At 73.6% G+C, this 16,310-nt stretch carries 12 protein-coding genes; 7 read left to right on the top strand and 5 right to left on the bottom strand.

The features are described from left to right. Nucleotides 1–175 precede the first annotated feature (175 nt). Nucleotides 176–1,345 (bottom strand): steroid 3-ketoacyl-CoA thiolase, encoded by a 1,170-nt coding sequence (locus ACZ6ZT_RS07985; protein WP_469716568.1) that lies wholly within the window; start codon nucleotides 1,343–1,345, stop codon nucleotides 176–178. Between the two features lie 263 nt (nucleotides 1,346–1,608). Between ACZ6ZT_RS07985 and ACZ6ZT_RS07980 the strand changes: the two genes are divergently transcribed. Continuing rightward, nucleotides 1,609–2,853, top strand: coding sequence for a cytochrome P450 (locus ACZ6ZT_RS07980; protein WP_469716566.1), 1,245 nt, complete (start codon nucleotides 1,609–1,611; stop codon nucleotides 2,851–2,853). 160 nt (nucleotides 2,854–3,013) lie between these two features. Here the strand turns inward: ACZ6ZT_RS07980 and ACZ6ZT_RS07975 are convergent, their stop codons facing one another. Then, on the bottom strand, nucleotides 3,014–5,068 hold the full coding sequence (locus tag ACZ6ZT_RS07975) for a bifunctional glycosyltransferase 87/phosphatase PAP2 family protein (protein ID WP_469716564.1): 2,055 nt from the start codon (nucleotides 5,066–5,068) through the stop codon (nucleotides 3,014–3,016). A 120-nt stretch (nucleotides 5,069–5,188) separates the two neighbouring features. Here ACZ6ZT_RS07975 and ACZ6ZT_RS07970 point away from each other — a divergent pair, with 120 nt between their 5' ends. Both ACZ6ZT_RS07970 and ACZ6ZT_RS07965 read left to right on the top strand, forming a co-directional pair. Further along, the gene (locus ACZ6ZT_RS07970; RefSeq protein WP_469716562.1) at nucleotides 5,189–5,527 is read left to right on the top strand and encodes an antibiotic biosynthesis monooxygenase family protein; all 339 of its coding nucleotides are present in this window, start codon (nucleotides 5,189–5,191) and stop codon (nucleotides 5,525–5,527) included. Nucleotides 5,528–5,691: 164 nt separating this feature from the next. Further along, entirely contained in the window at nucleotides 5,692–6,207 is a 516-nt protein-coding gene (locus tag ACZ6ZT_RS07965) for a GNAT family N-acetyltransferase (RefSeq protein WP_469716611.1), read from the top strand. Between the two features lie 7 nt (nucleotides 6,208–6,214). Here the strand turns inward: ACZ6ZT_RS07965 and ACZ6ZT_RS07960 are convergent, their stop codons facing one another. Next, nucleotides 6,215–8,266 carry an MDR family MFS transporter gene (locus ACZ6ZT_RS07960; protein WP_469716560.1) on the bottom strand — a complete coding sequence of 684 codons (2,052 nt, stop codon included), beginning with the start codon at nucleotides 8,264–8,266 and terminating at the stop codon, nucleotides 6,215–6,217. A gap of 1,299 nt (nucleotides 8,267–9,565) precedes the next feature. Here ACZ6ZT_RS07960 and ACZ6ZT_RS07955 point away from each other — a divergent pair. Both ACZ6ZT_RS07955 and ACZ6ZT_RS07950 read left to right on the top strand, forming a co-directional pair. After that, nucleotides 9,566–10,315, top strand: coding sequence for a peptidoglycan-binding domain-containing protein (locus ACZ6ZT_RS07955; protein WP_469716558.1), 750 nt, complete (start codon nucleotides 9,566–9,568; stop codon nucleotides 10,313–10,315). Nucleotides 10,316–10,446: 131 nt separating this feature from the next. Continuing rightward, a complete protein-coding gene (locus ACZ6ZT_RS07950) occupies nucleotides 10,447–11,130 on the top strand; it encodes an HAD-IA family hydrolase (RefSeq protein WP_469716556.1) in 684 nt (227 codons plus the stop codon). 919 nt (nucleotides 11,131–12,049) lie between these two features. Here ACZ6ZT_RS07950 and ACZ6ZT_RS07945 read toward each other — a convergent pair. Together ACZ6ZT_RS07945 and ACZ6ZT_RS07940 are read right to left on the bottom strand one after the other, a co-directional pair. Further along, entirely contained in the window at nucleotides 12,050–12,571 is a 522-nt protein-coding gene (locus ACZ6ZT_RS07945; RefSeq protein ID WP_469716609.1) for a DinB family protein, read from the bottom strand. A 141-nt stretch (nucleotides 12,572–12,712) separates the two neighbouring features. Further along, nucleotides 12,713–13,294 (bottom strand): TMEM165/GDT1 family protein, encoded by a 582-nt coding sequence (locus ACZ6ZT_RS07940; RefSeq protein ID WP_469716554.1) that lies wholly within the window; start codon nucleotides 13,292–13,294, stop codon nucleotides 12,713–12,715. Nucleotides 13,295–13,801: 507 nt separating this feature from the next. Here ACZ6ZT_RS07940 and ACZ6ZT_RS07935 point away from each other — a divergent pair. Beyond that, the gene (locus tag ACZ6ZT_RS07935; RefSeq protein WP_469716607.1) at nucleotides 13,802–14,494 is read left to right on the top strand and encodes an HNH endonuclease family protein; all 693 of its coding nucleotides are present in this window, start codon (nucleotides 13,802–13,804) and stop codon (nucleotides 14,492–14,494) included. A 123-nt stretch (nucleotides 14,495–14,617) separates the two neighbouring features. Next, entirely contained in the window at nucleotides 14,618–16,282 is a 1,665-nt protein-coding gene (locus ACZ6ZT_RS07930) for an alkaline phosphatase D family protein (RefSeq protein ID WP_469716552.1), read from the top strand. Nucleotides 16,283–16,310: the final 28 nt, after the last annotated feature.

Raw genomic sequence — 16,310 nt, 5'->3', positions numbered from 1 at the left:
CCCCGTCGGCGCCTGGAACTTCTGGCAGTCCCACCACTGGTACTAAAACACCGGCGGACGAACGTGCGAAGGCCCCGGTGGCCGGCCTCCCCAGGCCGGCCACCGGGGCCTTCGCTTTCCCATCCCACTGGGTCCTTCCCGGCGCCACCACTCCCGGGAGCGGCGGCCCCGGACGCTAGAGGCGCTGGATGATCGTGCCGGTCGCCAGCGCGCCTCCCGCGCACATGGTGATCAGCGCGAACTCCTTGTCGCGCCGCTCCAGCTCGTGCAGCGCGGTGGTGATCAGCCGGGCGCCGGTGGCGCCGACGGGGTGGCCGAGCGCGATGCCGCCGCCGTTGACGTTCACCTTCTCCAGGTCCTGGTCGAAGACCTGGGCCCAGCTGAGGACGACGGAGGCGAAGGCCTCGTTGATCTCGACCAGGTCGATGTCGCGCAGCGACATCCCGGCCTTGCCCAGCACGGCCCGCGTCGCGTCGATCGGCCCGTCCAGGTGGTAGTGCGGATCGGCGCCGACCAGCGTCTGGGCGACGATCCGGGCGCGCGCCTTGAGCTTGAGGGCGCGGGCCATCTTGCGCGAGGCCCACATCACGGCGGCGGCGCCGTCGGATATCTGGGAGGAGTTCCCGGCGGTGTGCACGGCGGTCGGCATGACCGGCTTGAGCCGGGCCAGGCCCTCCATGCTGGTGTCGCGCAGCCCCTCGTCCCGGTCGACCAGCCGCCACATGCCCTGCCCGGCGGCCTGCTCGGCCTCGGTGGTGGGGACCTGGACGGCGAACGTCTCGCGCTTGAAGCGCTCCTCGGCCCAGGCGGCCGCGGCCCGCTCCTGCGAGAGCACCCCGAGGCGGTCGACGTCCTCGCGGGTCAGCCCCCGGTGCCGGGCGATCCGCTCGGCGGCCTCGAACTGGTTGGGGAGGTCGACGTTCCACTCGTCGGGGAAGGGCTTGCCGGGGCCGTGCTTGGACCCGGAGCCCAGCGGGACCCGGCTCATGGCCTCGACCCCGCAGGCGATGCCGATGTCCATGACCCCGCCGGAGATCATGTTGGCCACCATGTGGTTGGCCTGCTGGGAGCTGCCGCACTGGCAGTCCACCGTCGTCGCGGCGGTCTCGTACGGCAGTCCCATGGCGAGCCAGGCGTTGCGCGCCGGGTTCATGGACTGCTCTCCGGCGTGGGTGACGGTGCCGCCGACGATCTGCTCGACGCAGTCGGGCTGGATCGCGGTACGGGCGAGGAGTTCGCGGTAGGTCTCGCCGAGGAGGTAGGCGGGATGGAGGTTGGCCAGGGCGCCCCCGCGTTTCCCGATGGGGGTGCGTACGGCTTCGACGATGACGGGTTCCGCGGCCATGAGCTCGTCCTCTCCTGCACGTCCGGTACAGCGCCGGCGTGGCGGGCCGTCCCGGCGCCCCGCCCCGAACTAGTACGCGTTCTAGTTCTCCCCCGCAGTCTTATGACCTGGACCCCCCGCACGCAAGGGTCTTGCACGCGGCTTACACGGATTCCACACGCAACAGTTGATGCGGGATCCCTTGTCACTTCTAGAACTCGTTATTACCTTCAAGCCAGCTTCTGATGGGCCGTCAGACCCTCGCCAGACCATGGAGTAGCCCGATGCCCTGTCCCGCGCTGCCCGAAGGCTTCGACGCCACCGACCCCGACCTCCTCCACGACCGGGTCCCCTTGCCCGAGTTCGCGCAGCTCCGGCAGACCGCACCGGTGTGGTGGTGCCCGCAGCGGCGCGGCGTCACCGGCTTCGACGACGAGGGGTACTGGGCCGTCACCCGGCACGCGGACGTCAAATACGTCTCCACGCACCCGGAGTTGTTCTCCTCCACCACCAATACGGCGATCATCCGCTTCAACGAGCACATCCAGCGCGAGCAGATAGATGCCCAGCGTCTGATCATGCTGAACATGGACCCGCCGGAACACACCCGCGTACGCCAGATCGTGCAGCGGGGCTTCACCCCCCGGGCCATCCGCGGCCTGGAGGCGGCCCTGCGCGACCGGGCCCGGCGGATCACCGAGGAGGCCGTGGCCGCCTCGGCCGACGGCAGCTTCGACTTCGTCACGCAGGTGGCGTGCGAGCTCCCGCTCCAGGCCATCGCCGAACTGATCGGCGTTCCGCAGGAGGACCGGTCCCGTATCTTCGACTGGTCGAACAAGATGATCGCCTACGACGACCCCGAGTACGCCATCACCGAAGAGGTCGGCGCCAACGCCGCGATGGAACTCATCGGCTACGCCATGAACCTGGCCGCCGCGCGCAAGGAGTGCCCCGCCAAGGACATCGTCAGCCAGCTCGTGGCGGCCGAGGGGCAGGGCAACCTGGCCTCCGACGAGTTCGGCTTCTTCGTCCTGCTGCTGGCGGTCGCCGGCAACGAGACCACCCGCAACGCCATCAGCCACGGCATGCACGCCTTCCTCACCCACCCCGAGCAGTGGGAGCTGTACAAGGCGACCCGGCCGGCTACGGCCGCGGAGGAGATCGTCCGCTGGGCCACCCCCGTGGTCTCCTTCCAGCGGACCGCCACCCAGGACACCGAACTGGGCGGCCAGAAGATCAAGGTGGGCGACCGGGTCGGCATGTTCTACTCCTCCGCCAACCACGACCCCGAGGTCTTCGAGAACCCCGACGCCTTCGACATCACCCGCGACCCCAACCCCCACCTCGGCTTCGGCGGCGGCGGACCGCACTTCTGTCTCGGCAAGTCCCTGGCCGTCATGGAGATCGACCTGATCTTCAACGCCCTGGCCGACACCCTGCCGGACCTGCGGCTGGCCGCCGACGGGCCGCGGAGGCTGCGGGCGGCCTGGCTGAACGGCATCAAGGAACTCCGGGTCAGCGCCCGCTGACCCGTGACCCAGGGCGGCAGGGGCCGTCCACCTCCCACGCCCCCGGCCCCTGCCGTCCGCTGGTCACTCGGCCCTCGCGCCCGTAGGCCCGGTAAGCCCCGTACTCAGGGCCGCCCCGACCGGGCTGGGGCACGTACGGGCTCCGCCGTGCCCCCGCTGGTCACGCCCGCCCCGACCGGGCTGGGGCCCGTACCGGCTCCCCCGCGTCCCCGGCCGCCGCCGCGCGCGGACCGGGCAGGTCCAGCCGCAGGCGCCGCGGCCCGGACAGTACGTGGACCAGCCCGAGCCCGGCGCCGACGACCACGGCGCCGCCGACCGCGTCGAGCACCCAGTGGTTGGCGGTGGCCACGATCGCGCAGACGGTGATCAGCGGGTGCAGCGCGCCGAGCAGCTTCTGCCACCCCTTCGGCGCGAGCACCACGATCACGGTCCCGCACCACAGCGACCAGCCGAAGTGCAGCGAGGGCATCGCCGCGTACTGGTTGGAGATGGCCGTCATCGCCCCGTACGAGGGGTTCGCGAGGTCCTGCACCCCGTGCACGGTGTCCACGAAGCCGAGGTCCGGCATGAGCCGGGGCGGGGCCAGCGGGTAGAGCCAGAACCCGGCCAGCGCCATGACGGTCGCCAGCCCCAGCGAGGCGCGCGCCCAGCGGTAGTCCGCCGGCCGGCGCCAGTACAGGACGGCCAGGATGGCCAGCGGGACCACGAAGTGGAAGGAGGTGTAGTAGAAGTCGAAGAACGCCTTCAGCCAGGGCGTGTCCACCACGGCCCGGTTCACGGCGCGTTCGATGTCGATGCCGAGCGCCTGCTCGACGGCGTGGATCCGCGCCCCGTTGCCCTCCGCGAGGGAGCGGCTGGTGGGGGCGGCGGCGCGGATGTGCGAGTAGAGGGAGTAGCCGACCCGTATCAGCAGCAGCTCCAGCAGCAGGTTCGGGCGGGACAGCACCCGGCGCCAGGACGGCAGCAGCGGCACGCGCGACCAGCGCGCGGCGGCGGGACGTCCGTAGCGCGTCGGCACGGGCTCGCGCCAGTACGGGGACGAGCGCGGCAGGAACGGCACCGCGCAGGCCGCCGCCACGGCCGCGAGGAGCGGCACGTTGTCCCGTACGGGGGCCAGCGCGGCCAGGTTCGGCAGCAGCACGGCACTCGGCAGGGTCATCGCGAGCACCACGGCCACCGGCCACACCGGCCGGTCGGCGGCCCGCTTCCCCACCTTGCCGGCTACCGCGAGCAGCACCCACAGCAGCTGGTGGCGCCAGCCGGTCGGGGACACGGCGACGGCCACGCAGCCGGTGACGGCGACGGCGAGCAGCAGCTGGCCGTCGCGGGCGTAGCGGGCCGCGCGGCGCAGGCCGGTGAAGACGATCACGGCGGCGAGAGCGAGGTAGAGCAGCACCTCGCCGGGGCCGGTGAGGCCGATCCGCAGCAGGGCGCCGTGCACGGACTGGTTGGCGAGGCCGTCGGGGGCCCCGCCGAGGCCGGTGCCCGCCAGGTGCTCGACCCAGTACGTCCACGAGTCGCGCGGCAGCGCCGCCCAGGACAGCGCGGTGGCGCCGGCGAAGGTCACGGCGGCGGCCCGGGCGGTGGGCCGGCGGCCCGTCAGCCACAGCAGCGGCGCGAACAGCAGCAGCGCGGGCTGGAGGGCGGCGGCGAGCCCGACGAGGAACCCGGCGGGCCGCTCCCCGGGCTCCCCCGGGTCCCCGGGCACCCGGAAGAACGCGAGCAGCACCAGCAGGACGGGCAGGACGGCGGTCTGCCCGGGGGAGGCGGCCTCGCGGACGGGCAGCGACACCATCATCAGCGCGACCAGCACGGGGGCGGCCGACAGCGCGGTGCGCCGGGACAGGGGACCGGGCAGTCCGCGCGCGGCGACCAGCCCGATCGCGGTGACGAACCCCAGGGTCACGCAGGTCCAGGCCACCTCCAGGGAGGGCGCCGCGAGCGCGACCAGGGGCTTGAGGACGAGCCCCGCGAAGGGCGTGGCGGTGAACTGCCCGGCGTCGTAGAGCGAGCCGGGCAGGCTCCCGGGCCCGCCGGGGAGGTGGAAGTCGCCGAGCCACTCGCCCGGCGGTGTCCGGAGCACGGCGGCGGCCTGTCTGACGGCGAGCACGGCCGCCAGCGCCCACAGCACGAACCGTGCCGCTCCGAGTCTGCCGCCACCGCCTATGACACCGGCATGTCCGTTGCCACCGCCGTGCTCCGCCGCGTCAGCCACGCCTCGCCGTCCTCCCGCCCTGCCGACCGCAACCCCGGCTTCGCCTGGCTGCCGCGCACGGTGCACCGGATCATTACCTCGGACGACGATATCCCCCGCGGGATCTCTAGGATGGCGGGCATGAGCATCGTGAAGATCAACGCACTGACCGTGCCCGCCGAGCAGCGGGAGGTCCTGGAACAGCGCTTCGCCTCGCGCGCGGGCTCCGTGGAGGGGTCGGACGGGTTCGAGTGGTTCGAGCTGCTGCGTCCGGTCGAGGGCACCGACCAGTACCTGGTGTACACGCGGTGGCGCTCGGAGGAGGACTTCCAGGCGTGGATGGAGGGGCCGATGAAGGCGGCGCACCAGGGCGGCGGCGGTGGTGGTGCCGGCGGCGGTGAACGGCCGAAGCCGGCGGCGTCCGGGTCCCAGGTGTGGTCGTTCGAGGTCGTGCAGCAGGCGGCGCCGAAGCAGGCGTGAGCGGCGGGTGAGGGGGGTTCCTTCATCCGTACGATTTACACCTTTCCGCATCATCGGCCCGTGCCTGTGGATATTCCACGCGGGAAAGCCGGAGCGCGCTCCACACTGAGGCCATGACGGAAAACCTGACCACGGCGACCACTACTGCGACTGCAACGACGACTATGACGGCGGCCGGGACTGCTGCTCCCCTCTGGAAGGTGACGGTGGAGCCGTTCACCACGGACGACGCCACCGCCCTGCGCCGCGCGTACTACGCGGAGGTCGCGGGCCGGTACTGGAAACGACCGGTCGAGTCGGTCACCGAGGCCGAGATCGACCAGGGCATGCTGGACTTCCCGGCCGACGAGCTGGCACCCCCCTCCGGCCGCTTCGTGGTCGGCCGGCTCGACGGGCGGCCCCTGGCCTGCGGCGGCATACGTCTCCTCGACCCCGCGACCGCCGAACTCACCCGCGTGTACGTCGCCCCGCGCGCCCGCGGCACCGGTGGCGGGGCGGTGCTGCTCGCCGCGCTGGAGGAGGCGGGCCGCGCGCTGGGGGCGGTCCGGGTGCGCCTGGACACCCGCAGCGACCTGGTGGAGGCCCGCGCCCTGTACGCGCGTCACGGGTACCGCGAGATACCCGCGTACAACTCGGGCCCGTACGCGCAGCACTGGTTCGAAAAGCCCCTCACCGCGTAGTGGTCGGTCAGTGAGTGGAGTGGTCCCGGCGCGGGAGGGTGTCGTAGGGCTCCTCGGAGTCGGACCCGCAGAGCTCCCGGTTGAGCTGTTCGACGAGCTTGATCAGGTCGGTGGGCCGCTCGGGGCCCCACCAATCACCGAGCAGTTCGGCGAGGGACTCCTGCCGGGCGTCCGAGAGGCGGCCGGCCGCCTCCCGGCCCCGGTCGGTCAGGACCAGCGAGAGCCCTTGGCGCGCGGCGAGCCCGCGCTCCTCGACCTGGCGTCCGGCGTCGGTGACGACCCGCAGCGGGACACCGGTGCGCTCGGCGAGGAGCGCGGGGTCGGTGGACCCGTACTTCTTGATCCGCAGCAGCATCCAGCTGGCGGCGGGGAGCAGGTCGAAGCCCGCTTTCGCGGTGATCTTCTCGTAGACGTGGCGGCGGCCCTCGCGGGTGCCCAGCACCGACAGGGCGCGGGCGACCTCGTCGTGTGAGGTGCGCTCGACGGGGTTGGAGGCGAGGGTTTCCGTCACGTCGGGTGCGGTGACGGAGGCGCGGAGCTTGTCCTCCTTCAGGAACCAGGAGATCACGAAGGCGAGCAGGACCACGGGCACGGCGTAGAGGAAGACGTCGGTGATGGCCGTGGCGTAGGCGTCGAGCACGGTGGGCCGCAGCCGGGCCGGGAGCGCGGCGATGGCCCTGGGGTCCGCCTCCAGCCGCTCCGGGGTCGCGGCGGGCGGCAGCCGGACGCCGGCGAGGGCGGCGGAGAGCTTGTCGCCGAGCCGGTTGGTGAAGATCGTGCCGAAGATGGCGACGCCGAAGGAGGCGCCGATGGAGCGGAAGAAGGTGGCACCGGAGGTGGCGACGCCGAGGTCGGCGTAACTGACCGCGTTCTGCACGACCAGGACGAGCACCTGCATGACCAGACCGAGCCCGAAGCCGAAGACGAAGAAGTAGACGCTCATCTCCCAGTCGGAGCTGGTGCGTTCCAGCCGGTGCAGGAGGAGCAGGCCGACGGCGGTGATGGCGGTGCCGAGGATCGGGAAGACCTTCCAGCGCCCGGTGCGGCTGACGATCTGGCCGGAGCCGGTGGAGGCGATCAGCAGGCCGAAGACCATCGGGAGCATGTGGACGCCCGACATGGTCGGCGAGACACCCCGTACGACCTGGAGGAAGGTCGGCAGGTAGACCATCGCGCCGAACATCGCGAAGCCGATGATGAAGCTGATCACCGAGCAGAGGGTGAAGGTGCGGATGCGGAACAGCTTGAGCGGCAGGACCGGTTCGGCGGCCCGCCGCTCCACGAGGATGAAGGCGGCGAGGAGCAGCGCGCCGAGGACGGCGAGGCCGATGATCTGGCTCGACCCCCAGGCCCAGGTGGTGCCGCCGAGGGAGGCGACCAGGACGAGGCAGGTGGCGACGGAGGCGATGAGGAAGGTGCCCAGGTAGTCGATGGTGTGCTTCGAGGAACGGGCCGGTATGCGCAGGACCGCCGCGATGACGAGGAGGGCGACGAGACCGATGGGGATGTTGATGTAGAAGACCCACCGCCAGGTGAGGTGGTCCACGAACAGGCCGCCCAGCAGTGGGCCCAGCACGCTCGTGGCACCGAAGACGGCGCCGAAGAGGCCCTGGTACTTGCCGCGTTCGCGCGGCGGGACGATGTCGCCGACGATCGCCATCGAGAGCACCATCAGCCCGCCGCCGCCGAGGCCCTGGAGGGCGCGGAAGCCGATGAGCTGGGGCATGTTCTGGGCGATGCCGCAGAGCGCGGAGCCGATCAGGAACAGCACGATGGCGTACTGGTACAGCTTCTTGCGGCCGTACTGGTCGCCCAGCTTGCCCCACAGGGGGGTGGCCGCGGTGGAGGCGAGCATGTAGGCGGTGACCACCCAGGACAGGTGCTCCATGCCGCCGAGCTCGCTGACGATGGTGGGGAGGGCGGTGGAGACGATGGTCTGGTCGAGGGCGGCGATCAGCAGGCCCAGCAGCAGGGCTCCGATCGAGACGAGCACCTCGCGGGAGGCGTGCTCGGTACCGGGACCGGGTTCCACGGTGGAATCGGTGACATCCTGGGCCATCGGGACCTCCTCAGGCGGGATCGGCACCATCCATCCTGAGCGGTGTGTCCGGTTATGGCCTGTCGGGCGGTTGGGCGAACCCCGCGGGGTCTGCATAATCGCAGGCAGCGGCCCAGGGGAGGGGTAACAGTGAACACGGAGCGCTGTCCGGATTGCGACGCCACCACGCCGTCCTGCCCCCATATCCCACCCCCGTACGACCCCCTCCGCATCCGCCCGTACGCCCCCCTCCCCCAACCCCCGACCCCCACCGCCCCACCCCACCCCGACACACCCCCGCCCCACACGGCCTACCACCGCCCCCCACCCACGGCCCCGCAAACCCCCCTCGACCCCACCCCAGCGGCGACACCCCACCCCACGCACCCGCAGACCACCGCCGACCCACACCCGGACGGGGCGCACCATCCCACCCGGCCGGGGACCCCCGCCGGGCCCGACACGGGCGCGGCACGGTGGCCTCGCCAGCCGGAGGCCCCAGCCGGACCCGACGCACAAGCGGCGCCCCGGCCCGACCGACCGGGCACCGGCAGCCTCGACGCGCACGCCCCGCACCGCCCCGCCCAGCCGCAGAGCACGGCCGGGCCCAGTGCTGACACGGCCCTCCTGCGACCGCCGCCCGAAGCCGAAACCCCCCACCCGCAGACGCACGGCGCCACCGAGGCGCCACTTGGCCTCGCCGCACACGCCGAATACCGGCCTGCCCGCCCGGAAACCACGGCGGGACCTGACGCGGACGCGGCGTACTGGTCACCCCGCCCGGAGGCCGCACCCGCGCCTGGTGCGGATGCGGCGTACCGGCCCGCGCCGCGCGAGACCGCTGCCGAAGGGGTGCGCGGGCCTGCCAGTGACGGCAGCGCGGGCCCGGTGCCTCCCGGCCACGGGCCATATCCGTCTGCGGGCTACCGGACGGGAGTGCCCCACCCCGCCCCGTCGGCAGGCGAAGCGCCGACCGAGCTACTCCCCCCGATCCCGGCCGCCTCCGGCCACACCCCGCCCGCGACTCCCTACGCCGCCCCGCTCCCGTCGGCCTCCCTGCCTGGGGTTCCGTTCGGCTCCGCGCCCCCGCCGGCAGGCGAAGCGCCGACCGAGCTGTTTCCTCCGGTCCCGGCCGCCCCCGGCCACGGGCCGTACGCGGGTCCCCAGGCGGGAGTGCCCCGCTCCGCCCCGCCGCCGGGCGAAGCGCCGACCGAGATGCTTCCTCCGATCCCGGCCGCCCCCGCCCACACCCCGTCCGGGAGTCCCTACGCCGCCGCGTCGCCATCGGCCACCCCGCCCGGGACCCCGTACGCCTCCCAGGTGCCGTCAGCCATCCCGCCCGGGACCCAGTACGCCGCCGTGCCCGCGCCCGGTGCCCCCGGGTACGCGTCGCAGGCAGCGGCGTACGGGGTGGCCGTGCCGACCGCTCGTGCCGAGCAGACGGTGCAGTTGCGGGCCGTGTCCCCGTACCCGCCCCGCGCGGGCTCCGCGCCCCGGCCCCGGCGGCTGGTGCCGCTGATCGCGGGCGGCGGTGTCGTGGTGGCCGTCGTTGCCGTGGCTCTGGCGGTGGGGCTGTTCTCCGGCTCCGGCGACGGTGACGCCGTACTCCTGGACCCCAAACCGTCGGCGCCCGCCCTCACGGCGGCCCCGGTGGGCCCGTCGGACGGGGCCACCGGCCCGACTCCGGCCGGGACCCGGTCCGCGTCGGCCCTGCCCAGCCGGAGCGCGTCGCGTTCGGCCTCCCCTTCGGCGTCGGCCGGCGCCACCGCATCGGCGTCCCGTACCGCCTCCGCGCCCGGGCCCACCCCCTCCGCCGGCCTCACCCGGCCCGCCAGCCCCCCTCCACGGCCGCCCGCCCAGCCCGCCACCCTGCGCCCCGGCGACACCGGCCCCGAGGTCGAGAGGCTCCAGCGCCTGCTGGCGAGCCAGGGTCGCTACCGGGGGCGCGTCGACGGCAGGTACGGGCGCGCCGTCGAGCGGGCCGTCTCCGACTTCCAGGACGACCGCCGCATCCGCGACGACCCCCGCGGCGTCTACGGCCCGGCGACCCGCCGCGCCCTGGAGGGATAAGTCACTCCCCGCAGAGTGGCGCGCACCGTCCCCGGTTTTGTATCGTGTAGGAACAAAGTGGTTCCGTCCGCACTCCCTGACCGGTGGACGGAACCGCTTGTTCTCTTTCCCGCCCGTCTGGAGCCCCGCCGATGCCGGCCAGCACCACCACCGCCCCCGCCGTCCTCTCCGCCCGGGCCCTGCTCCTGGACATGGACGGAACGATCGTCAACTCCGACGCGGTGGTCGAACGCTGCTGGCGCGACTGGGCGGTCTCCCACGGGCTGGACCCGGTGGAGGCCCTCAAGGTGGTCCACGGCCGCCAGGGGTACGCCACCATGGCGATCCTGCTCCCCGAGCGCCCCATGGAACTCAACCACGCCGAGAACAAGGTGATGCTCGCCCGCGAGACCGCCGACACCGACGGCGTGGTGCCCGTGGGCGGCGCCGTGGAGTTCATGGCGGCGATAGCCGGCCTCCCGCACGCCCTCGTGACCTCGGCCGACGCCGCCCTCGCCACGGCCCGGATGACCGCCGCCGCGCTGCCGATGCCGCGCGTACGGGTCACCGCCGAGTCCGTCGGGGCCAGCAAGCCCGACCCCGAGGGCTTCCTGAAGGGCGCCGCCGAGCTCGGCGTGGACCCCGCCGACTGTGTGGTCTTCGAGGACTCCGGCGCCGGCATCGCGGCGGGCCTGGCGGCCGGCATGCGCGTGATCGGCATCGGCCCCCGCGCCGCCGCGTACGGTCCCACGGCCCACGTCCCCGACCTGACCTCGGTCCACGTCGAACCCGCCGAAAACGGCACGATCCGCCTGACCCTCACCCCGACCGCCTGACCGACGCCGCCACACCGCTCCACGGCCGCCTGACCGCCACCGCCCCGCCCGGCCCCTCTCACCCGTCGCCGCCGAGCCTGGCCCGTTGGCCCTCCGACCGTCACCGCCGGGCGCGGCTATCCGGCCACCTGATCGGCACCACCACGCGCCGCCCCGGGGCCGTCCGGCCAGCACCGCCGGCACGGCTCCCCAGCCGGTTCGACCGGCACCGCTGCACAGGGCCGTGGCCGCCTGACCGGCACCACCGACCGTCTGACCAGCGCCGCCGAGCGGCCGGTAGCCTCTGACCCGCACCGCCAGGCGCGACTATCCGGCCCGCCTGACCACCCCCGCCGCACTCGGCCCCGCAACCGCCCTACCGCCGCCGTGCGCGGCCCCCCGGCCGGTCCGACCAGCACCGCCACACGCGACTCTCCCGCCGTCTGAGCAGCGCCGCCGAGTGGCCCGGTGGCCCTCTGACCGGCACCGCCGGGCACGGCTTCCGGCCGCCTGACCACCGCCCCCGCGCTCGGCCCCGTGGCCGTCTGACCGCCGCTGGGCACCGTTCCCCGGCGGCCCGACCGGCACAGCCACGCGCGGCCCCGTGGCCGCCTCACCGGCGCCACAAGGCTCGACGCCGTAACTAGTCCGACCGGCACCGCCGTCGCGGCATCCCGGCGCCTGGCCACCGCCACCGTGCGCGGCTCCCCGGCCTGTCCGACCAGCACCGCCACACAAAGCCCCCGTGGCCGTCTGGCCAGCACCGCGACGCGCGGCCCCATGGCCCTCTGACCGGTACCACCGGGCGCCGTCCCCGGCCATTCCGACCGGCACCGCCACGCGCCGCCCGAAGCCGCCGGACGGGTGCCAGCCGGCGCCGGTTCCCCTCCGGCTCACGGCCGCCGCGCCCCGCTCCGTAAGGACCGCCGGTGGCGGTGCGCTACTGGCCGACGCGCCCGTCGATCCGCTCGCGCAGCAGATCGGCGTGCCCGTTGTGGCGGGCGTATTCCTCGATCATGTGCACCAGCACTTCGCGCAGCTCCACCGGCTCCCCGCCCCCGTCGCCGGTGACGCCGAGGCCGGGCGCCGCTTCCACCAGCCCCTCCGCGAAGGCGACCTCCGCCCGCCAGGTGGCCCACGCCTCCGTCACCACCGCCGGGTCGGCCACCGCGCCGGTGAACTCCCCGTCCGGCTCCCGCTCCGAGCGGTAGTGACGGCGTACGTCCTCACCCGCCATGACGCCCCGGAACCAGTGCTGCTCCACGCCCGCGAGATGCCGTACGAGGCCCAGCAGCGACAGGTTCGAGGGCTCCACCGCCCGGCGGGCCATCGCCTCGGCACCGAGCCCGGCGCACTTCAGCTCCAACGTGAGCCGCTGGTCGCGCAGATACCCCGCGAGGACCGCCCGCTCACCGCGGAACCCGCCGTCGGAACGGACGTCCTCCTCGGGGCGGACGAACATGTTGGACCAGGCGAAGCCACGGCCGGGCGGGGGTACGGCGGCGCCGTCTACGGATGCGGTCACGCCCGCGAGCGTGCCCGCGTACCGGGGCTCCCCGCAAGGGGATTCCCGGCCCCCGGCCCCGGCCCCCGCCCTCCGCCATCAGCCCGTGATCGCCTCGTACAGCGAGAACACGGCCAGCGCCGCCATCACGGCGGCCGCGACCTTCGTGATGAGCCGCAGCGGCACGTACTTCATGAGGGTGCGCCCGCCCAGGATGCCGATGCCCGCGACGGCCCACAGGGCCAGTACGGCGCCGAGGCCGACGGAGACGGGGTTGTCGTAACGCGCCGCGAGGTTGGCGGTCATGATCTGCGTCAGGTCACCGAACTCGGCCACCAGGATCAGCATGAAGCCGGCCCCCGAGACCTTCCAGAAGGACTGGTCGGCGGGCGCCTTGACCTCCTCGTCCTCGTCGGTCTTCTTCAGGAGCAGCATGGCCGCGCCCGCGAGGAAGAGGAGGCCGACGACGGCCTGCACCAGCCGGTGCGGCAACAGCGTGAGCACACTGCCCGCGGCGATGGCGAGACCCACGTGCACGGCGAAGGCCGCGGCGACGCCCACGAAGACGTAAGAGGCGCGGTAACGGGTGCCGAGCATCAAGCCGGCGAGGGCCGTCTTGTCGGGGAGTTCGGCGAGGAAGACGACGCCGAAGGCGATCGCCATGACGGTGAAGCTGAACACGGGGTGAAACCTCGATCGGTCGGGCAGGACGCCATCGGGACCGAGAGACCTGGGGTTTTTCAGGGGTCGCTTCGGCTCGGCGGCGCCCTGAGGTGCGTAACACACGGACAGGACACTGCGGCCGAAGGTCTCGCTGGCCGACCGCTGACGCGGTCTGCCTCCGGGCGCCGGCTGGGTGACCCAGCAGTATGTCGACGGTCCGGCGAAGAGCTACTCCCCTTCTGCTCCGTTCAGGGTACGCGACACCGGGCGCCAGCCCCAGCCCGTCCGGTATGTGAGCTTCACCCCAGTCCAGCCCCTCTCCCCCCCGCCCACGTGGCCGGAATCCAACTGCCTTGTGGCCGAAGGGCGTTGGGACCCTTGATGTGACGTGCCCATGTCGGCAACCTGTCACCTGGCGCCCGCCCCACGGACACCCGGCGCCGCCAGCATGGCCGCGCCCCGCCGGGGCCGAACGGCCACCACCCCCCACGCCCAGGAGCCCTCATGGCCCTCACGTCCTTCCGCATGCCCTCCATCTACGCGCGTCGCGCAGCGCGCCCGGCCGGCCCGGCCACCCCGGCCAGGCGCACTGCCCGAGCGGGCGCCCTCGCCTCCGCCGTGGCCCTCGCCGCCCTCACCTCGCTGGTCAGCGCCCCGGCCGCACTCGCCTCCCCGCCCACCCCCATCAGCGCGGCGGCGGCCCGGAGCTACCTGGCCACGGTGACCCCGGCGGCGGAAGGTTCCCTCAGCGGCTACAGCCGCGCACAGTTCCCGCACTGGAGCACGGTCTCCGGCACCTGCAACACCCGCGAGACGGTGCTCAAGCGCGACGGGGCGAACGTCGTCACCGACTCGGCCTGCGCGGCCGTCAGCGGAAGCTGGTACTCGGAGTACGACGGCGCCACCTGGACCGCCGCGTCCGACGTGGACATCGACCACATGGTCCCGCTGGCCGAAGCGTGGCGTTCCGGCGCCGACTCCTGGACCACGGAACAGCGTCGGCAGTTCGCCAACGACCTCACCCGCCCGCAGCTCATAGCCGTCACGGACAACGTCAACCAGGCCAAGGGCGACCTCGACCCGGGCAAGTGGCTGCCCCCGCGGACCGCGTACCGCTGTACCTACGCGCGCATGTGGGTGCAGGTCAAGCAGTACTGGGGCCTGCGCATGGACACCGGCGAAAAGACGGCCCTGCTGAACGTCCTGAACGGCTGCTGACCGTCCCTAACGGCCGCCGGCCCTCCCCGGGATCCACCCCCGCTTCTCCCCCGCCAGGGGGAGGCGGGGCGCGCCCTTCGCCCCGTACCGTGATCGAAAGGGGTATGGAGGAGGGGGAGTTCCATGGCCGGACTGCGTCTTGGACCACTGCTGCGCTACGTCGACTGGGACACGGGCGGGACCGCCACGATATGGGTCGAGGCGGACCGTCCGTGCACGGCCGAGGTGCGGTGCGCCGACGGAGCCGGCGGCAGCGACCACACCTTCCAGGTGGCCGGCCACCACTACGCACTGGTGCCGGTGACCGGCCTGACCCCGGGCACGACCACGGCGTACGAGGTACTGCTCGACGGGGTCCTCGTCTGGCCGGGCGCCGACGGCGGCTTCCCGCCGAGCACGATCACCGCCCCGGCGGTCGGCGGCCGCCCCGGGCTGCCCGCGCCCGGGCTGCGCGTCACCTTCGGCTCGTGCCGGCAGGCCGCCCCGCCCGCCGGCCGCCGCGGGCCGCACGGCGCCGACGCCCTGGACACCCTCGCGGCGCGGCTCGCCGCGCAGCCGCAGGCCCAGCGCCCGGACGTCCTGCTGCTGCTGGGCGACCAGGTGTACGCCGACCAGCTGTCGCGGGAGACCAGGCGCTGGCTCGCGGCCCGCCGGGATCTGCGCGAGGCACCCGGCGCGCAGGTCGCGGACTACGAGGAGTACACCCGCCTCTATTACGAGTCCTGGCTCGACCCCGAGATCCGCTGGCTGCTCTCGACCGTCCCGAGCCTGCACATGTTCGACGACCACGACGTCATCGACGACTGGAACACGAGCGCGGCCTGGCTCGCGGAGATACGGGCGACCCCGTGGTGGGCGGAGCGCGTCCTCAGCGGGCTGATGTCGTACTGGGTCCACCAGCACCTGGGCAACCTCTCGCCCGCCGAGCTCGCCGCGGACCCGCTGTACGCGGCGGTACGCGCCACCCCGGACGGGACGGACGCCCTGCGCGCTTTCGCGGCCCGGGCGGACGCCGACCCCGCCTCGGTGCGCTGGAGTTACCGGCGGGATTTCGGCCGCTCCCGCCTGCTGATGGTGGACACCCGGGCGGCCCGGGTGCTCGCCGAGGACGGCCGGGCCATGCTCGACCCGGCGGAAGAAGGCTGGCTGCGCGAGAACGCCCTGACGGGGCACGGGGATTACGACCACCTGCTGATCGGGTCCTCCCTGCCCTGGCTGATGCCGCCGCTGATCCACGACGCGGAGGTGTGGAACGCCGCGCTGTGCCGGGGCGAGCGCGGGCCGCGCTGGGCCCGGATCGGTGAGGACCTGCGGCGGCGCAGCGATCTGGAGCACTGGGCGGCGTTCCCCGCGTCGTTCGCGGCACTGAGCGACCTCATCGAGCAGGTGGGGACGGGCCCGAAGGCTCCGGCGACCATTTGCGTCCTGTCCGGGGACGTCCATCACGCGTACGTGGCCGAGCCCCGCATACCGAGCACGGCCCGCGTGTTCCAGCTGACCTGCTCACCCATTCACAACTCCATCCACACCGCGGTGAAATGGGGGTTCCGGCTCGGCTGGTCCCGGCTGGGCCGGTGGCTGGGGCGCGGCTTCTCGCGGCACGGGCGGACGGGCCGGCCTCCGCTGAGCTGGCGGCGTACGGACGGCCCCTGGTTCGGCAACCAGCTGATGACGCTGGCCCTGACGGGCCGGAGCGCCCGGCTGCGCCTGGACCAGGCCCGGCGGGGCCGGCCGGGTGCGGCCCGCCTGGTGACCGTGCTGGACCGGGAGCTCAACGACGCGCCGTAGCCCCCGGCCCGGCGGGCCCCGGGACGTC

This window comes from Streptomyces sp. NPDC102258 (assembly GCF_055584685.1).
This window is presented reverse-complemented; position numbering and strand designations above follow the sequence as displayed.